The 17,997-nt window shown below is 48.7% G+C and carries 13 protein-coding genes; 12 read left to right on the top strand and 1 reads right to left on the bottom strand.

Features of this window, described 5'->3' with window-relative positions:
* The 12 genes from AB4Z33_RS08995 to AB4Z33_RS08940 all read left to right on the top strand — a co-directional run.
* Positions 1-848: alpha-L-rhamnosidase-related protein (locus tag AB4Z33_RS08995; RefSeq protein ID WP_442049608.1), on the top strand; the 848-nt coding region annotated here is incomplete at its 5' end.
* Positions 849-976: 128 nt separating this feature from the next.
* Positions 977-2,521, top strand: coding sequence for an extracellular solute-binding protein (locus AB4Z33_RS08990; RefSeq protein WP_442049607.1), 1,545 nt, complete (start codon positions 977-979; stop codon positions 2,519-2,521).
* 107 nt (positions 2,522-2,628) lie between these two features.
* A complete protein-coding gene (locus AB4Z33_RS08985) occupies positions 2,629-4,203 on the top strand; it encodes a glycoside hydrolase family 43 protein (RefSeq protein ID WP_442049606.1) in 1,575 nt (524 codons plus the stop codon).
* Between the two features lie 183 nt (positions 4,204-4,386).
* Positions 4,387-5,658 (top strand): glycoside hydrolase family 1 protein, encoded by a 1,272-nt coding sequence (locus tag AB4Z33_RS08980; RefSeq protein WP_442049605.1) that lies wholly within the window; start codon positions 4,387-4,389, stop codon positions 5,656-5,658.
* Positions 5,659-5,876: 218 nt separating this feature from the next.
* A complete protein-coding gene (locus tag AB4Z33_RS08975) occupies positions 5,877-6,794 on the top strand; it encodes an ABC transporter permease (RefSeq protein ID WP_442049604.1) in 918 nt (305 codons plus the stop codon).
* A gap of 12 nt (positions 6,795-6,806) precedes the next feature.
* Positions 6,807-7,691 (top strand): carbohydrate ABC transporter permease, encoded by an 885-nt coding sequence (locus AB4Z33_RS08970; protein WP_442049603.1) that lies wholly within the window; start codon positions 6,807-6,809, stop codon positions 7,689-7,691.
* A 101-nt stretch (positions 7,692-7,792) separates the two neighbouring features.
* The gene (locus AB4Z33_RS08965) at positions 7,793-9,547 is read left to right on the top strand and encodes a histidine kinase (RefSeq protein ID WP_442049602.1); all 1,755 of its coding nucleotides are present in this window, start codon (positions 7,793-7,795) and stop codon (positions 9,545-9,547) included.
* Entirely contained in the window at positions 9,544-11,139 is a 1,596-nt protein-coding gene (locus tag AB4Z33_RS08960; protein ID WP_442049601.1) for a response regulator transcription factor, read from the top strand. Before AB4Z33_RS08965 ends, AB4Z33_RS08960 begins: the two co-directional genes overlap by 4 nt.
* A gap of 204 nt (positions 11,140-11,343) precedes the next feature.
* Positions 11,344-12,939: a GH35 family beta-galactosidase gene (locus AB4Z33_RS08955; protein ID WP_442049600.1), complete on the top strand. Its 1,596-nt coding sequence runs from the start codon at positions 11,344-11,346 to the stop codon at positions 12,937-12,939.
* A gap of 127 nt (positions 12,940-13,066) precedes the next feature.
* Complete coding sequence (locus AB4Z33_RS08950; protein WP_442049599.1) at positions 13,067-13,282, top strand: hypothetical protein; 216 nt, start codon at positions 13,067-13,069, stop codon at positions 13,280-13,282.
* 51 nt (positions 13,283-13,333) lie between these two features.
* Complete coding sequence (locus tag AB4Z33_RS08945) at positions 13,334-14,092, top strand: SDR family oxidoreductase (protein WP_442049598.1); 759 nt, start codon at positions 13,334-13,336, stop codon at positions 14,090-14,092.
* A gap of 115 nt (positions 14,093-14,207) precedes the next feature.
* Entirely contained in the window at positions 14,208-16,517 is a 2,310-nt protein-coding gene (locus tag AB4Z33_RS08940; protein ID WP_442049597.1) for a glycoside hydrolase family 2 TIM barrel-domain containing protein, read from the top strand.
* An 87-nt stretch (positions 16,518-16,604) separates the two neighbouring features.
* On the opposite strand, the gene AB4Z33_RS08935 is transcribed toward AB4Z33_RS08940, so the two are convergent.
* Complete coding sequence (locus AB4Z33_RS08935; RefSeq protein WP_442049611.1) at positions 16,605-17,765, bottom strand: ROK family protein; 1,161 nt, start codon at positions 17,763-17,765, stop codon at positions 16,605-16,607.
* Between the last annotated feature and the right edge of the window lie 232 nt (positions 17,766-17,997).

Raw genomic sequence — 17,997 nt, 5'->3', positions numbered from 1 at the left:
GTTTCCCTGACGTTTCGACGGCTTATTTTGCCTATTCCACCAGGCTGCTCGCCGAAATGGCGCAGGTGCTTGGAAAAGCCGAGGAGGAAAGGAAGTATCGGGAGCTCTATGGAAAAATCAAGCGTGTGTACAATCAGTATTTTATTAAAGAAGACGGTCAAATTCTTGAAGGCAGGCAAGCGCCGAATGTCCGAACGCTTGCATTTGATTTAGCGGATGATAATAAAAAGCAAGCCGTTGCAGACAGCTTGGCGCAATTGGTCAGGCAGCAAGACTTTCATCTGAATACGGGTTTCCTGTCGACGCCGTTCATTCTTCAAGTGCTGGCGGATTACGGATATGCGGATATTGCTTTCAAGTTGCTGGAGCAACAAGCGTGCCCGTCATGGCTGTATGCCGTCAGCAAGGGAGCGACGACGATCTGGGAAAGCTGGAGAGGAATGAAAGAGGACGGCGAGTTCTCGGGATCGCTTAACCATTATTCGTACGGAGCCGTATGCGATTTCCTCTTCGCGGGCATAGCCGGAATCCGTCCGGTTTGGGACGTGCCGGGCTATAAGCACTTTATTTTGAAACCATTGCATGGGGGAACGCTTACGCAAGCTTCCGCTACGTTCGAATCTCTCTACGGGACTATTGGGTCGAGCTGGGAAAAGACGGGACAAGAGATCGCCTATCGATTCGAAGTGCCGGCCAATACGACAGCGACGATTATGCTTCCGGGCAATGAAGACGACCTGAAGAATGGATTCGAGAATTTCCAGGATGCGCGTTTTGAAGATGGACGAATCCTCTTTACGGCGGGAAGCGGCGAGTATCGCTTTACCATTTCTGCGCAAAATTCATGAATGAACACATCTTGTGACCTGAACAAGTCGCGAAAGCGTTATCAGAAAAGTCGTCAAAGTGTTAGTCGGCAATAGGGGCATAGCGATACGATGTAGGTGTAAGCTAACGATAAATGAGGGGGATTGCAATGAGAAAGAATTTGAGATTTATTGTTTTGACACTTGCAGCGGTCATGTTGATGGGGTTGTTCAGCGCATGCTCGTCGTCTAACAACAACGAAAAAAACGCTGCAACAAACAATCCGTCGAATACGGGCCAGGAGTCCGGCGGCAGTTCGAACGAAGCAATAAAAGATCCTTTCGAAATCACGCTTGCGTTGCCAATCATTGGAGCAACTCCGGCTGATATTGGGTTGGTTCAAGAAGAAATGAGCAAGATCACGAAAGAGAAAATTAACGCAACCGTAAAGATTTTGCCGATCAGCATTGGCACATGGACACAGCAAATGAATTTGATGTCATCCAGCGGCGAGAAGCTGGACTTGTTGTTCGAATTTGGCCAAGGCTACAGCGCCGCTATGGCAGCAGGGAAAATTATTTCGCTGGACAGTCTCTTGGATCAATACGGCGCGGGCATCAAACAAGCGATTGGGCCCGAATATTTGGCAAGCGCTAAGCTTAAAGGAGAAACGTACGGCGTACCTGTATACAAGGACTATACAACCGGAACAAATTCGATCCTCATGGACAAAGCGCTGGTGGAAAAACATAAGATCGATGTAACCTCCATCAAAGGACTCGATGATCTGGATCAGGTATTTAAGACGATTAAGGAAAACGAGCCCGGCATTGTACCGTTTGCGGTAGGGTTATCCGTTCCTTCGGATAAGTATGGCGAATATGACAGACTGGGTAATCGATTTGGAGTTCTGCCTGGATTCGACAACGGGCTTAAGATTRAAAACATATTTGAGTCCAAAGAGTACGAAGACTATTTGAACAAGATGCATAGCTGGTTTAAAGCGGGCTATATCAACAAAGACGCGGCTACAAGCCAAATCAACGGTACGGAAATGGTTAAGGCGGGCAAAGCCTTTTCTTACTTCGATGGGCTTAAGGTCGGCGGAGCGGAAGTACAAAGCGCGGCAGCAGGCAAAGAACTCATCGCTGTACCGATTTCGTCGAACACCTATGCGACAACAACCGATGCAACGGCGGGATTGTGGTCAATCTCCAACAATTCCAAAAATCCTGAAAGAACGATGATGTTCTTGGACCTCATGTATACGGATAAGGATCTTACCAATTTGTTCTTATGGGGCATTGAAGGCAAACACTATGTGAAGGTAAACGAATCCACGATTGATTATCCGGAAGGCGTAGAAGCGACGACGGTAGGATATTCCCTTCAAACCTGGATGGTTCCTAACCAATCCATCGGCTATATTCGGACGACTGATTTGCCGAATGTATGGGAATTAACAGCAGAAGCGAATAAAAACGCTATCAAATCGAAAGCGCTTGGCTTCGCATTTAATTCGGAGCCAGTAAAGAACGAAATTACAGCACTCCAAAATGTCGTTGAACAATATAGAAAGGCCCTGGAGTCGGGAACGTTCGATCCGGCAGACAAACTTCAAGAGTACAAAGAGAAGCTTAAGTCGGCAGGGATTGACAAAGTCATCGCGGAAAAGCAAAAGCAGTTGGACGAATGGGCGGCAACCAATAAATAATGTAAGTTAGAAAAGTTCTACCTCTAAGTCACCGCAGGGCTTAATGGGGACGCTCCAAGCGTCATTCATTAGGCCCTCTATATTTTAAATAAAAAGGGGAATAAGCTATGGCATCATTTAAAAATCCGGTTATCCCGGGCTTTCATCCCGATCCCAGCGTTTGCAGGGTCGGAGAAGATTACTATCTGGTCACGAGCTCCTTCGATTATTTTCCGGGCATTCCGATCTTTCATAGCAAGGACTTGGTAAACTGGCGTCAGTTGGGGCATGTGTTGTCAAGAGAGAGTCAACTTCCGCTCAAGGGTATGCTCCCGCAGGGATATTCCCAAGGGATTTATGCGCCAACGATTCGTTATCACGACGGGCGCTTCTACGTCATTACAACGAACATTTCCATCCATAAAAGCTTCTATGTGTGGGCGGAAAGTCCGGAAGGGCCTTGGTCCGAGCCGATCTATCTTGAAGGATGGGGCGGCGTAGATCCGTCCTTGTTATTCGATGAAGATGGCAACGTGTATTTGACGGGTACGGCCAACTTTTATGGGGAAAGCGCAGGTATTTACCAAGCGGAGATCGATATCGCAAGCGGGACATTATTAAGCGAGCGGCGGCTGATATGGGAAGGTACGGGCGGAAGCCACCCCGAAGGTCCACATTTGTATCGGATTAACGGGTGGTATTATCTCATGGTGGCCGAGGGCGGAACGGAATACGGACATATGGAAACGATCGCGCGGAGCCGCAGCCCGTATGGTCCGTTCGAGAGCAATCCGGCGAATCCGATCCTCTCCAATCGAAGCACGCCGAAGCCGATTCAGGGGACGGGGCATGCCGATCTCGTTCAAGCAGCAGACGGCAGCTGGTGGTGCGTGTTTCTGGGCATCCGGCCGGTCGCTAACGCGAAACGTCATATCCTGGGACGAGAGACGAATTTGGCGCCCGTCACTTGGTGCGAAGAAGGTTGGCCGGTTGTCGGCAATGATGGCAGAGCTGAGCTTGAGCACGATGCCGGAAGCTTGCCGCTAGGAGATTCTGCCGAGTGGGTAGACCGGGATGATTTTGATTCGGACAAGCTGCGGCCGACTTGGAATTTCTACCGGAACCCCGTCCCGGAATCGTGGTCTCTGATAGACCGGCCGGGATGGTTGACGCTCAGGGGGCAGCCTTGCACCTTGAACGACAAAGAATCAYCGGCGTTCGTCGGCCGCAGACAGCAGCATCTCAATTGCGAGGTCAAGACGCTGATCGAATTTGGGCCGGCGGAAGAAGGCGAAGAGGCCGGACTTACCGTATTCATGAACGAGAAATTCCATTACGAGGTTGCCAAGACGATGAAGGACGGCAAGCCTAAGCTTGTCCTTAGGCGCCGTGTCGGAAGCATGTCGCTTCTCGAAGCGGAAGTGGATTACGACGAACCGACGGTTATTCTCGGTGTACAAGCGAACGAAGTAATATACACGTTCACGTATGCTGCTCCCGGCAAGGAACCCGTCATGATTGGCAAGGGAGAGACAGCTTTCCTCTCCAAGGAAGTCGCGGGCGGCTTTACCGGCGTGTTCTTTGCGATGTATGCGACCGGGAATGGGAGAAACTCGCATGAACCGGCTCATTTCGACTATTTCAACTATGCCCCTTTGGAAGATAAACCGATGGATTTTTTCACGATCATGTCATTAGCTTAGCGAATAACATTGATTCCCGTTCTTTCATGAACGGGAATTTTTTTGGTTTGCCGGATTGACGACTTCGGCTTGGGAAGTCGTGAAACCGTTAGCGGATTAGTCGCAATAACGTTAGTTGGCCCTACGGGAATTGAATATGATGAATGAGAGAGTATAGACAACACTTGAGAGGAGAAATTCAATATGACAAGTCGTTTTCCCGATGGTTTCTATTGGGGGGCCTCGACGGCCGCTCATCAGGTAGAAGGAAACAATACCCACTCCGATTTTTGGCTTATGGAAAATTTGGAGGGATCGATTTTTAAGGAGCGTTCAGGCAGCGCCGTAGACCACTATCGGCTGTTCAAGGAGGACATTGCGCTGCTCTCCTCGTTCGGATTGAATTCGTACAGGTTCTCCATCGAATGGGCGAGGATTGAACCGCAAGAGGGGCGTTTCGATCCGGCAGCCATTGAACATTATCGGGACGTATTGTTGGCATGCAAAAGCTCGAATGTAACGCCGATAGTCACGCTGCATCATTTCACGACGCCGCAATGGCTCATTCGCGCTGGCGGTTGGGAGTCGTCTGAGACGCCTGCCCGTTTTGCTCGTTATTGTGCCCATGTCATGAAAGAATTAGGCGAATGGATTCCATACGTTTGCACGATCAATGAAGCGAACATTTCTATCGGAATTGCGAAAATCATAAAGCGGCATCAATCCGGGGGAGGCCAAGCCCAGGTTGGCATCAATACGGACAATATGAGCCAGATGCAAAAATATTTCATGGCTTTAGGGCAAGCATTCGGCGTACATCCGCAAGAGGTGCACTCTTTCCTCGGTCCTCGTACGGAGAAAGGACTGGAGATCATCTTCAAGTCGCACACGGAGGCGAGAAGCGCGATTCGTCAGGTGAGCCCGAATACCCGGATCGGATTGTCTTTGTCGCTGTACGACATTCAATCGGTCCCGGGCGGGGAAGAGCAGGCGGCTGAAGCCTATCACGAAGAATTCCTGCAGTTTCTTCCGTATCTGGCAGATGACGATTTCTTTGGTTTGCAAAATTATACCCGTATGGTATACGGGCCGGATGGTCTTCTGCCGGTTCCCGAGGACGTTGAAAAGACCCAGATGGGGAACGAGTATTATCCGGAAGCGCTTGGGGGAGCCGTTCGTTTCGTCTCCAAGCATTTGAAGCAGCCGATTATGATTACGGAAAACGGAATCGCGACGGACAACGACGAGCGCCGTATTGCATTTATCGATTACGCATTGAAAGGCGTACAAGCTTGTATTTCGGAAGGAATCCCGGTCATTGGTTATATGCATTGGTCTCTGCTCGATAATTTCGAATGGCAGCTCGGCTTCTCGAAGACGTTCGGATTGATCGAAGTGGACCGGTCAACGCAAGAACGAAAGCCCAAACCGAGTGCGTATCATCTAGGAAGCATCGCTAGGAATAATTCAATATAAGAGCATTAGAAGCCGGATCCTGGAGAGGATCCGGCTTCAAAATTAAGCGGGGGGAAAAGTCGTCAAACCGTTATCGAAAAAGTCGTCATTCCGTTAGTTGGCCGTGCGGTCATCCCGTATGATAAGGATAGTCAGAAATAGAAAACAGATGAACAGGAAGGGGAACGACAATGGCACAAGCCTCCGCGGTAAATGCCCAAAAAGCCGTAAAGAAACCAATGAAAAGGAAAACCCAATATCGGAAATATGCGCCGCTTCTGATTATGATGATTCCAGGTCTTCTTTACATTCTGATCAACAACTATCTCCCAATGCTCGGGATCGTCATCGCATTTAAGGACGTGAACTTTGCCAAAGGCATTTTGCAGAGCGATTGGGTTGGACTCGCCAACTTCGAGTACCTGTTCAAGACTACTGATGCGTACATCATCACGCGCAATACGATTCTCTATAACCTTGTGTTCATTATTCTAGGAACGGTGCTTTCGCTGGCCACTGCGATTCTGCTGAACGAAATCAAGAGCAAGGTGCTGGTAAAGACGTACCAGAGCATCATCACGCTGCCGCATCTGATATCCATGGTTATCGTCGGTTATCTCGGATTCGCTTTCTTAAGCCCGGATACGGGGTTCCTTAACCGAACGGTACTGCCATGGCTCGGCATCGAGGAAGGGATTTCGTGGTATACGGAAAATAAGTATTGGCCTTGGATTCTGACCTTGGTCCATTTCTGGAAGGCCATTGGGTATTCCAGTATCGTATACTTCGCAGCGCTTCTTGGCATTGACGAAGAATATTACGAGGCGGCCAGACTTGATGGCGCTACCCGTTGGCAGCAAATTCGTCACATTACGCTGCCGATTATTGTACCGGTCATCACCATGCTGACGCTGCTAAACATCGGACGGATTTTCTACTCCGACTTCGGATTGTTCTATCAGGTGCCGATGAACTCCGGGGCATTGTTCGAAACGACTTCCACGATCGACACTTACGTCTTCAGAGGACTGATGGGCTCAGGCGACATCGGAATGTCCACGGCGGCGGGCGTCTATCAATCGATCGTCGGCTTTATCCTCGTCATCGTGGCGAATCTTGTCGTAAGGCGTTCAAATAAAGATAATGCTTTGTTCTAAGGAGGTCCTGACATGAAAAACGAAGACAGATTTATAACCTGGTTTAGCCATATTTCGATGTTTCTATTCGCTGCGGTTTGTCTCATTCCGTTCCTGCTGCTCATTTCGGCATCCTTGACGGATCAGAATGCGATTACCGCTCACGGTTATTCCTTCATTCCTCAAGTGTTCAGTACGTCGGCTTACGAATACTTGCTGGACAGAGGCTCAGACATCGCGAGAGCTTACGGCATTACGGTATTCGTTACGGTCTTCGGTACCGTAGTCGGGTTGGCCATTACGATATTGCTGGCTTATCCGCTATCCAGAAGAGAAACGCCGCACCGAAATCTGCTCATGTTCATTATTTTCTTTACGATGCTGTTCCATGGGGGGCTCGTGCCCTCGTACCTGGTGTACGCCCAATTGCTCGATTTGAAAAACTCGATTTGGGCGCTTATCGTACCTGGGCTGCTCACGAACGGTTTTTATATCATGATGATGCGAACGTTCTTTCAGACGACGGTGCCGCCGGCGTTAATCGAATCGGCACAGCTGGACGGAGCTAATGAGTACCGGACGCTTTGGTCCGTTATACTTCCGCTGTCGACGCCCGTCATCGCGACAATCGGCTTGTTTACCTGCATTATGTACTGGAACGACTGGCAGAACGGGATGATTTACATCACCAACCCTGAGCTGTTCAGCGTACAAAATCTGCTTAACCGAATTATGCAAGATATTCAGTTTATTACGACCAATTTGAGCGCTAACGCGGGCGAGGCCATGCAGCAGATGCCGACCGATTCGGTTAAGATGGCCATTGCGGTAATCGGCGTGTTGCCGATACTGGTCGCCTACCCGTTCTTCCAGAAGTACTTCATTAAAGGAATTATGATCGGTGCCGTAAAAGGGTAAGATCGCAAAAGAGGTCCAAACGCCGCAGCCTTGCACGAGGTTGTGGCGCTTGGACTTTCATTTCGTATAAGATGGAGGAAACTGATTAAGGAGCTAGGAGCATGAAGATAAACGGATTGTTGCGGCAACGGGGTTCCCTGAATTTCAAGTTGATCTTAAGCGTGCTGATCATGACGGGACCGCTGCTTGGCATGCTGATATATAACAACTTTTATGCGATTGATGTCGTTAGGGAGCAGGTCGCGGATTCGTATAAAAACATGCTGACTCTATACATGAATCAGATCGATTCCGGATTATACGATGTGGATGCCTATTTGAACTCCATGTTATCGGGCATTGATTTGGTTTCTCTTGATCAGGCCGAATCGGATGCGGATTATTACAGTTCGAAGGTGTATTTGTTTAATAAATTGAGCAAGGATATTCCTTTATACGATTCCTTAAGTTCTTTTTTCGTTTATGCGGATAAAAGGCAGGAGCTTATGGATGTGAATAAGACGCAAAATTTAACGTTTGAGGAAAAGGATCACATTCAAGAGTATGTCTCCGATCTGATCCGATCCGGCAGCATTCCGGGTAATTCAACGCAAAGATGGCATTACGCCCGGATTGGGCAAAACGATTATTTCATCGATATCGTCCGATCCGGCAGCGTGTATTTGGGCGGCTTGGTGAGAACCGACCAAGTGCTGGCGCCCCTCCAATCTCTTCAGATCGGAGAAGGGGGGAGCGTATTGCTTGCGAATGACGAAGGAGAACCGATTACGGACACGGAGCTTGTCGACGAGAACGAAATCCGGTTGCACCAAAGCGAAGGCGACTATTATTTGACCGGTTCCGACCGGAAATATTTGATCGTCGATTCGGCTTCCGTCAGAGGCAACTTCAAGCTGGTTGCCGTCATACCGGATCACCACATCTTGGATAGACTGCCGTATTTGCAAGGAATCATATGGTTCATTACCGCATCTTCCCTGCTTTTTATTCCGATGGGACTATATTCCATCAGACAGGCCATACTCGTGCCGTTATACAGGGTCCTTATCTCGATGAAGAAGGTCCGAAGCGGGGATTGGAGCGTYAGGGTCGACATGCAAAAGGGCGGTTCGGAGGAGTTCAGAATACTCGGAGAATCGTTCAACTCCATGATGACGGAAATCGAAACGCTTCGCGTCAACGTTTATGAAGAACAGCTAAACAAGCAGAAGGAAGAGCTGCAGCGGCTGCAGTTGCAGGTTAACCCTCACTTTTTCCTAAATTCGCTTAATATCGTTTACAATTTGGCTAAGGTCAAAAATTATGAATTGACGATGAAATTGACGCGGTCATTAGTTCACTATTTCCGTTACATGTTCAGAAGCAATACGACATTCGTCCCTTTGAAGGATGAGCTGGAGCACACCCGCAACTACTTGGGAATTCAAGCGTTGCGTTTTCCGGAGAAACTGAAGTGGTCCATTGAAGCTCCCGACTACTTGACGGATACGCCGATTCCTCCACTCGTCATTCAGTCGTTCGTCGAGAATTCGATTAAACACGCGGTTACGATGGACAGGCTCGTCCATATTTCCGTAAGGATCGACTTTCTGGACGAAGACAGCGAAACCTGGGTGCGAATCAGCATTAAAGACACGGGCAGCGGATTCGGCAAAGAGGTGCTTCGCGAACTGCAGGCGGGCAGAAGCGTCGAAAACGAACGAGGAGAGCATACCGGAATATGGAACGTTCATCGACGTCTGAATTTATTGTATGGAGATTCGGTATCCATTCGTTTCGCTAACGATTCGGAAAGCGGCGGCGCGACTGTATTCATTATTATCCCGATTAATCCCCTGATGGAGGTAAAGCAATGAATGATCACTTGCTCATCGTCGACGACGAAATTCATGCCATTGAGGGCGTTAAGGCGGATCTCGATTTGCCAAAACTCGGAATCTCGGAGCTATATACCGCCAATAATATTAGGCAAGCGAAAGAATGGTTTGAAAGCGCAAGAATCGATATTCTGTTATGCGATATCGAGATGCCGCAAGGGAACGGTCTGGAATTGCTGACCTGGGTAAGGGAGCATTATCCGCACACGGTCACGATATTTCTAACGAGCCATGCCGACTTCAAATACGCGAGAGAAGCGCTAACGCTTGGCAGTCTAGACTATTTGCTTAAGCCGGTGCTGGCGGAGGAGCTGGAGATCGCGATTCGAAAGGCTCAGGCCGTAATCGACAAGAACAGCGAAAACACCCGTAACGTCAAATTCCATCAATTGTGGCAGAAGCATCAATCGTTCATCATCGAACGCTTCTGGTTGGATCTGATCCATCATTCAATCCCCAGCCATCAAGCTGCGATCCGGGAGCAGGTCGAGCAGCATCATATCCCTATTACGGAGGATTCGGTGTTCTTTCCGATCTTGATTTCCATCCAGCGCTGGAACAAAGAAATGAAGCGCAGAGACGAGAAAATTTTGGAATACGCGCTTAAAAATGCCGCGGAAGAGATGATTATCGGAAGCCACGATAACGGAATCTGTTTTCAGCTCGACAGAGGGTTGCTGCTCGTGATCCTGATGTCGGAAAGGGACATCCCCTGGAACGAGGAAAGAATAAGGGAAGCCGCGGGTCTTTATGTGGAGTCTTGTCATCGCTATTTCTATTGCAACCAATCCTGTTATTTGGGACGTTCCGCGGAAGCGCATGAGATGGCCGGAATGGTCGCGGCGCTGCGGGAGCGTGATCGGAACAACGTTGCATACTTCAATCGAGTACTGCCTCTCGACCGTGCTGTGCAAGCGGATTACCCGGCTGAGCTGCCTGAACTCGGCGCTGTGTCTTCTTTATTGAAGTCAGGTACGAAGGAAGCCGTCAAACACGAAGTAGAGAAATACATCGACAAACTCGTGAGCAACCATGAGATCAATGCGGAAACGCTGCATCAATTTAATCAAAATTTTATCCAGGTTCTGTATACGTTTCTGAACACGAATGGCATACAGGCTCACCAGTTATTCGGGGATGAACTGTCAAGACGCTTATCGGAGCTGGCTGGGCGTTCCGTTACCGATATGATTGCCTGGGTTCATCATGCCGTCAACAAAGCCATGTATCAAGCGGATGCGGTCAAGGAAAACGATACGGTCGTTCTAACCGTTAAACGGTACATTGCGCTCAACATGGATCAAGATTTGTCGCGAGAGACGATCGCTGAGCAGGTGTATTTGAATCCTGATTATTTATCCAGAATTTTCAAGAAGGAAACGGGATACTCCATTTCGGATTACGTCCTATTGGAAAGGATAAATAAAGCGAAGGAACTGCTGCTCCAAACGAGCGTGTCCGTCAGCGCCATCGCTTCTTCGGTCGGATATACGAACTTCTCCCACTTTGCAAAAATATTCAAAAAATATGTAGGAACAGGGCCGACGGAATTTCGTAATCAGCCCGGTTAACCAAGGAAGAGGCTGTCGCTTAATGCGGCAGCTTCTTTTTCTTAGGCGTCAGCCGTTTACGATTGGTCGTGAAAGTGTTATTCAGCATGTCGTCTAACCGTTAGTCCTCCCAAGAGCGAGAAGATATGATGAAACAAAGTGGCGATTCTTCGCGGGATGGCGGAGTCGTAAATACCATTAATCTACATGAAGAGGGGAATTTACATGTTGAATCAAGTGATGCAAAGAAAAGAACATCTGCTAGTCGATCAAGGAAGACCGTTTATTATGTTGGCGGGAGAAGTCCATAATTCAAGCTCGTCATCGGCTGAATATATGGAACCCATCTGGGAAAAAGCTGTCAAGCTCGGCCTGAACAGTTTATTGTTGCCCGTGACCTGGGAAATGGTTGAACCCGAAGAAGGCGTATTCGATTTCAGACTGGTGGACGAGCTGATCGGCCAGGCGAGAAGGCATGGGATGAGAATTGGCTTCTTGTGGTTTGGCGCCTGGAAAAACGCGCAGTGCTATTATGCTCCTTCATGGGTCAAGACGGATATGGAACGCTTCCAAAGAGCAGAAGTCGAGAAAGGCAAGAAGAAGACCAATTTAAAGGATTTCCATGGGATGTCCTATACGACATTGTCCTATCTTTGCGAAGCAACGAATGCGGCTGATGCCAAAGCGTTTCGGGAATTGATGTTGCATATCAAACAAGTGGACGAAAAAGAGCAGACGGTTATTATGATTCAGGTAGAGAACGAACCGGGGCTGCAAGGGGCGGCGAGAGAACACTCCGATGCGGCCGACGCCTTGTTTGAAGCGGATGTCCCGCAGCTGTTCGTCGATTATATGAATACGCAAATCGGGACCATGGCCTCGGATGTGCGCCAGGCCGTCGAGAGTGGCGCGAAGAGCGGCAACTGGCAGGCAGTGTTCGGAGATGTGGCGGAGGAACTATTCAGCGCGTATCACGTTKCAAGTTATATCGATAAAGTAGCCGCCGCAGGCAAGGAGATTTATTCCCTGCCTATGATGGCCAACTGCTGGTTGGACAAAGGTCAGAAGGCCGGGAAGTTTCCGAGCGGCGGTCCGGTATCTCGCGTGATGGAAGTGTGGAAATACTGCGCGCCTCATGTGGATGTGATCGCACCGGATATTTATGTTCAAAATTTCTGCGACGTGTGCGACGAGTACGTCAAGATGAATAATCCTCTCTTTATTCCAGAGACGGCGACCCATAGCTACGCAGGCCCGAGGCTCGTTTATGTGGTTGGGCATTATCATGCGCTCGGATTTGCACCGTTCGGTTTTGAAGATATGGGAGAACCGTTCACGGCCATCGACAGCTATCTGTTCGGGGTGGATGTTTCCGACCCTATGTTGAAAACACCGCAAAACGTAGAGGAATACTCATGGTATAACAAAACGATTAACAGCATGATGCCGTTATTGACGGAAAAATACGGAACATCGGATTTGCAGGCCGCGATCGTCGAGCGTCCGGAACGGGACATGTTGATGTTCGGGGAGTTTGGCTTCAAAGTACTGATGAATATGCCCCTTTTGACTCGGAAAGACGGAGTGTGCCTTGTGCTGAAGAGGGCCGCGGACGAGTTTTATATCATTGCCAACGGCTGTGCCGTCTTCCCGTTCTCCGCAAATCCGGCAAAGCCTAACGTAGATATTTTATCGCTGGAGGAAGGTCGTTTTGAACAAGGGAATTGGCAAATGACTCGGAGGCTGAATGGGGACGAGGTTGCGATCATGCGGTATGAGAAGCCTACGTTGCTGAAAATCAAATTGTTCGGCTACCAATAAAGAAGGCGCAGAAGTCGTGAAAGTGTCATTCGAGATGTCGTCTAACCGTTAGTCCGGCTTGGATCAAAGGGATATCATTATAGTTAGCAAGCAAACTATCGCATGACTTAAGGAGGTGAATACGACAATGAAATTCGATCAAAATTCCAAAGTAGGAGATTTGTTGGCGAATGATGCGGCGAAAGCCGTGGTGGACAAGCATCTCCCTGGATTTTCGACTAATCCGATGACCGGAATGGCTGGAGGGTTCTCGCTAAGCCAATTGGCAGCATTCCCGCAAGCAGGCGTGTCTGCGGAAACACTGGCACTCATCGTTGCCGATTTGGCTGCTATTGAACAATAAATGATAAATAATCGGGTATTTCGATGTGTCGGAACTAAGGAGGTTGAATAGATGAAACTTAAGGGTAAAGTAGCGATCGTCACGGGAGCGGCATCGGGGATGGGCAAAGCAATCGCGGAGCTCTTCGCCGAAGAAGGCGCGAAAGTGGTCGTTTCCGATGTGAACGTCGATAATGCCGGCAAAGTGGTCGAGGGAATCGAAGCGAAAGGCGGAACGGCTATCGCGGCGGCAACCAATGTCGCCGTCGAAGAAGACGTTCAGCGCTTGATCGACACCACGGTTCAAACGTACGGAACGGTGGACATTCTTGTCAACAATGCCGGCATCATGGACAATTTCGTTCCTGCGGGGGACTTGACGGACGAGCTATGGGACAAGGTGTTCGCCGTGAACACGACTGGTCCGATGCGGACGACGCGGAAAGTTCTTCCTATCTTCATCGGCCAGAAGAAAGGCGTCATCGTGAATATCGCTTCGGCCGGCGGCTTGTTCGGTTCCCGGGCTGGCGCTGCCTATACCGCTTCGAAGCATGCCGTCGTCGGATTTACGAAGAACGTCGGTTTCCAGTATGCGACGCACGGCATTCGCTGCAATGCGATCGCGCCAGGCGCGGTCGCTACGAATATCGCAATGTCCTTAACGGCACCGAATCTGTTCGGCGCGGAGCGCGCGCAGATCGGCATGGGCATCAACCCAGGCTTAGGTCAACCGGAAGATATTGCGAAGGTTGCACTGTTCCTGGCTTCCGACGATTCCAGCTTTGTCAACGGCACGACAGTTACCGCGGATGCGGGCTGGACGGCCTATTAAACGAGGAACATCGTTCCCCTTAACGAAGGCAGGCGCGGAATCCGCTCCTGTATCGTAAGGGGATTTTTTTCAAATATAAGAAAGTAGAGACAARGTCTCTGAAGGAGCGAATAGAATGAGAAAGATCAGTCCGATCAATGATGGATGGCGTTTTATACGCAATAATGAAGAGCTGGCTGAAGCCGTATCTTACCAAGACGACCATTGGAGCGTGGTGCGTCTCCCGCACACCTGGAATGCGGTCGACGGGGCGAACGGATATGAATATTACCAAGGCGCGTGCTGGTACAGAAAGGAGCTCGTCCTTGATTCTTCCGATGAGGGAAGGAAAGTATTTATCGAATTTAACGGTTCTAATAGCATAACCGATGTCTATGTGAACGGACGGCATGCGGGTCAGCACAAAGGCGGTTACTCCACCTTCAGGTTCGACATTACAGAGGGCGTTACTTTCGGAACGAAGAACGTGATCGCCGTTAAGGTCGATAATACGGTCGTAGACGACGTATATCCTCAGAAGGCAGACTTTACTTTCTACGGCGGCATTTACCGCGACGTGAACATCATTGTAACGAATCCGGTTCATTTCGACACGATGGATTACGGTTCGAGCGGCGTTTATATCGTGCAGGAACAGGTGTCGAAGGAAAAGGCCCATCTCAAAATCGATTCCAGATTGGTAAATGACAGCGACGAAGAGAAAAAGGTTAGACTTTGGGCAAATATTGCGGATGCAGATGGAGGCAGCGTAACTTATGCTGCCAAGGAAGTCGTCTTGGCCGCAGGCGAGGCAAGAACGGAAACGCTGGCTTGCGTCATCGACAATCCGATTCTCTGGCACGGAAGAAAAAATCCCTATATGTATCAGGCAACGGTTTCAATGACTAGCTTTAACGATACGGTGGATGAAATCGCGATTCCGTTCGGCGTTAGGTACTTTCATGTCGACTCGGAGAAAGGTTTCTTCTTGAACGGCGAGCATTTGCCTTTGCATGGCGTATCGAGACACCAGGACAGAAAAGATATGGGCTGGGCTATAACGGAACAAGAGCAGGTCGAAGACATGGAGTTGATTAAAGAAATCGGCGCGACTTCGCTTCGGCTCGCCCACTACCAGCACAGCCAAACCTTTTACGATTTGTGCGACAAGGAAGGCATGGTCGTATGGGCGGAAATACCTTTCATTTCGATTATGTCTCAGAACGAAGTGGAAGGGATTAATGCCAAGCAGCAGATGCTGGAACTGATCAAACAAAATTTCAATCACCCTTCGATCATATTCTGGGGGCTGCAAAATGAAATCCAAATCGGCGGAGAGCGTCCGGAGGTTAGGAGGCTCGTTAAAGAGTTAAACGAATTGACCAAAAAAGAAGACCCTACTCGACTGACGACGATGGCCAACGTTTTATTCGTCGACGAGAGAGACGAATTCAACCGCATGACGGACGTTGTCGGCTACAATAAGTATTACGGCTGGTATCACGGCAAGACAGAAGATTTTGATCCGTGGATAGACAAGTTCCATGAGATCAATCCCGACAGACCGCTATGTATTTCCGAATATGGCGTAGAAGGGATCGTGCAATACCACAGCGCTGAGCCCAAGGTGAAGGACTACACGGAAGAATACCACGCGCTGTATCATGAGGTTGCTTGGAAAATTTTCGAGAAAAAACCGTTCCTTTGGGCAACGTATGTATGGAATATGTTTGATTTTGGAGCCAATATAAGGGACGAGGGCGGAGTCAAAGGGCGGAATAACAAAGGGCTGGTCACCTACGATAGAAAGATTAAGAAGGATGCTTTCTATATGTACAAAGCTCATTGGTCCGACGACAAATTCGTCCATATTACGAGCAAGCGCTTTGTGGATCGGGCGGAGGACAGCATACAGGTTAAGGTCTATTCAAATTGCAATAAGGTTACGCTTTATTTGAATGGCGAAGAGCTGCAATCTATATCGAGTGAAGAGAAGGTCTTTGTCTTCGAGAATGTCGTACTGGCAGAGGGCGTGAATGAAATCCGTACAGTGGCAAGTGAAAATCTTGTAACCTATCAAGATATTGCTCGGTTTAGCAGGGTGGAAGAATCAAATGCAAGTTATGAGGCGCCGCAGGTTTCGGACCAAGGGAAAGAAGCCAAAAACTGGTTCGAGCTCCCCGAAACGAGCAAGGAAGAATTAGCGGAGTTACAGATTACAGACGATGTGTATTCCACTCGTTGCACCTTTAAAGAGTTGTTCGCGAATAAAGATGCGGAAATCGTCCTGAATAAGTATATTGGAGAAGGTTTCAGGGACGTGCCGCAATACCCCATGATGCAAGGCTTTACGATTGACATGCTGGCAGKCATGGCGCCGGAAAATTTCCCCGACAAGCTCTTATTCGCCATTAATAAAGAACTCACCATTATAAAAAAAGTGTAGTTCTGAATCGAAGGCTGAAGCGCTTTAATCGGGAGAACAAAGGTCTTGGCTAAGGCCAAGGCCTTTGTTCTTTTCAATCCAAATGATCTAACCTTGGCGTAAATTCAAAGTGGGGACTTGGAGAAATTTCTGGATCGCAAGGGCGCATGCACCAAGTACGCAAGACTGCTTTCCGGTTGCGGATAGTTCCATTTCGCGGTAATGACTGATTCGGGAATGCATATGTTGACGGATCTCCCCCAAAGAATTCGGGTAAAGGCGCAATAACTCGCTATCCAGCACGATGATCTCGGGATTGTAGATGTTGATAATGTTATTTAACCCGATGGACAGATAGTAAATATACGTCTTCATGGCTTCATGGACTTCGGTATCGCCTTCCTTTAGCCAACGATCTATTTGTTCATATGTAACAGCTGCGCCGTGCTTATCCGCTCTTAATTGCCCAAAGACACTTGCTTCGGAAGCGTATTTCTCCCAGCAGCCTTTATTGCCGCAACTGCATGGGTGACCGTCCGGAACGATAATCATATGGCCGATCTCGCCGGCAAAACCGTCTTGCCCGCGGAAGAAAGCATGGTTAATCATCATTCCTAAGCCAATGCCTGAGTATAAGGTAACGCATAGTAAATTATCCGTTTCGTGATGGAAAAAAGTACGCTCCGCGAACGCGCTCAGATTGGCGTTGTTCTCCAAGTGCACCACGACCCCAAGCGTCTTCTCGAGATCGTTTTTTAACGCTACGTCATGCCAATCGAACGAAGGAATGTAGTGAATGACTTCTTCAGTCGATACGAGACCGTGAACGCCGATAACGATTCCGACAATACCATACCTGCAGGATGCATACCGTTCCTGGTAGGATCGAATCGACGTAAGGAGCAGGTTTAAAATGTCCTCATACAATGTCGATTCAAGCGGAATCGTATCCGTTGCTACGATCGAGCCTTGCAGATTGGCAACTGCGAACGTGACCCGTCCAAACTCCAAATCGATACCAAGCGCATAACCCGCCTCCGCATGGATAGAGAGCATGATGGGCTTGCGTCCGACGAGGTTGTATTCCATGTTCTTCTCTATGAGCAGCTCTTCATCCAGCAGATCGGAGACCTGGGCCGAAATGGTTGCTCGTGTTAAGGCGGTTGCCTTGGATAGTTCAGCTCGGGAGATCATTCCTTCTTGCAAAATATGTTTCATAATCAAGGATCGGTTCATTTTTTTGATATAGGATGCATCACCAGTAACCATCAATACATAATCCTCCAAATCCGAACGAATAGATAAGCTATCATATAGTATAACATGGAGCATGAAAAACCTACGACTAAAGGTAAAAGATAGAATTGACAATGATTTTGAGGGTTGATACATTATTACTATAATTAATTAGTTTAGTAAACGAATTAATTATGAACGCATAATGATCAGACGTCAATAACGATAAGATCAAACGTAAGTTGAGCGGACTAGAAAAGGAGCG

The organism is Paenibacillus sp. 2TAB19 (assembly GCF_052115185.1).
Lineage (GTDB): Bacteria > Bacillota > Bacilli > Paenibacillales > Paenibacillaceae > Pristimantibacillus.
Note: the sequence above shows the minus strand (reverse complement) of the source record. Positions and strands in the feature narration are given on the sequence as shown.

What these genes read in the sequence shown, in the direction of transcription:
- AB4Z33_RS08945 (WP_442049598.1), top strand. Translation starts at nt 13,334, where the DNA reads ATGAAACTTAAGGGTAAAGTAGCGATCGTCACGGGAGCGGCATCGGGG.
- AB4Z33_RS08980 (WP_442049605.1), top strand. Translation starts at nt 4,387, where the DNA reads ATGACAAGTCGTTTTCCCGATGGTTTCTATTGGGGGGCCTCGACGGCC.
- AB4Z33_RS08970 (WP_442049603.1), top strand. Translation starts at nt 6,807, where the DNA reads ATGAAAAACGAAGACAGATTTATAACCTGGTTTAGCCATATTTCGATG.
- AB4Z33_RS08975 (WP_442049604.1), top strand. Translation starts at nt 5,877, where the DNA reads ATGAAAAGGAAAACCCAATATCGGAAATATGCGCCGCTTCTGATTATG.
- AB4Z33_RS08950 (WP_442049599.1), top strand. Translation starts at nt 13,067, where the DNA reads ATGAAATTCGATCAAAATTCCAAAGTAGGAGATTTGTTGGCGAATGAT.
- AB4Z33_RS08960 (WP_442049601.1), top strand. Translation starts at nt 9,544, where the DNA reads ATGAATGATCACTTGCTCATCGTCGACGACGAAATTCATGCCATTGAG.
- AB4Z33_RS08935 (WP_442049611.1), bottom strand. Translation starts at nt 17,765, where the DNA reads ATGGTTACTGGTGATGCATCCTATATCAAAAAAATGAACCGATCCTTG.